This window comes from Streptomyces sp. NPDC012474 (assembly GCF_042955185.1).
Taxonomy (GTDB): domain Bacteria; phylum Actinomycetota; class Actinomycetes; order Streptomycetales; family Streptomycetaceae; genus Streptomyces; species Streptomyces cahuitamycinicus.
Genome location: NZ_JBIBEP010000060.1, coordinates 1 through 1,002, shown reverse-complemented (window position 1 = coordinate 1,002; position 1,002 = coordinate 1). Strand labels below are relative to the sequence as shown.

General features: G+C 70.8%; 2 protein-coding genes. Both read right to left on the bottom strand.

The annotated features are described in order from the left end of the window. Nucleotides 1-260: MarR family transcriptional regulator (locus ACFY9S_RS40675; RefSeq protein WP_391139192.1), on the bottom strand; the 260-nt coding region annotated here is incomplete at its 3' end. A gap of 34 nt (nt 261-294) precedes the next feature. Further along, a partial coding sequence (locus ACFY9S_RS40670; protein WP_391139190.1) for a SpoIIE family protein phosphatase occupies nt 295-1,002 on the bottom strand: 708 nt, incomplete at its 5' end.

The following is a 1,002-nucleotide window of genomic DNA, read 5'->3' as shown; positions in this document are numbered from 1 at the left end:
CCGGCGGCGATCAGCCGGTCGACCATCCGCATGGCGGTGGACGGGGCGACCCGGAGCAGGTCGGCGAGGGTGACGAGTTTGGTGGCGCCGCGTGTGGACAGCACCACGAGCATTCTGAACTGCGGCAGCGTCACCCGTTCCTCGACAGCGGCGAGGGAGCGCGCGGAGACCCCCACCAGCAGGCGGGACGCGGTCAGCACCGACCGGGTCACCACGTCCACGTCGTCCATCGTCCCCGCGGGGGTCTCACGCTCCGGCATGCGTCCTTTCTACCGTGCGGAAGTACCCGCTCACTCACGCGGTGGGAGCAGATTTTCCTTCCCCATGACCGTGGTAGCGCAGCAGGAGCATCGCGGCGTCGTCGTGGGGCGGTCCGACGGAGTGCTGGGCCAGATCCTCCCGCAGGGCCTCCAGGGCGCGGTGCGCGTCCGGGTTCTTCAGCAGGTGCGCGCGCTCACCGACGGGATAGAAGCGGCCGTCCTCGTCGCGGGCCTCGGTGACGCCGTCGGTGTACAGCAGAAGCTGCTCGCCCGGGGCGAAGCCCACCCGATAGGGTCCCGGGCCCTCGCTTCCGTGTGCCCCGAGGCCCAACGGCAGCGCGAAGGAGTGCGGTTGCGGGAAGTCGACCGTGCCGTTACTGCGCACGATCATCGGGGCCGGATGCCCGTAGTTGAGGAAGACCACCTCGTGAGCCGTGCCGATCTCGGCGAGAATCGCGGTGACGAACTTCTCCCCTTCCAGTTCCCGGGCCACACTCCGCTCCAGGCGGTCGCCCAGCCCCGACAGGTCGGCCTCGTCGTACGCCGCCTCACGGAAGGCACCCAGCACCACGGCCGCTGTCTCCACCGCGGCCAGGCCCTTGCCCTGGACGTCTCCGACGATGACCCGCACACCGTGCGGGGAGGCCACCACCTCGTACAGGTCCCCACCGATCCGGGCCTCGGCCACCGCCGAGGTGTAGGACACCGCGGCGTGCAGCGGACCCGCCGTCAACGGCACGGG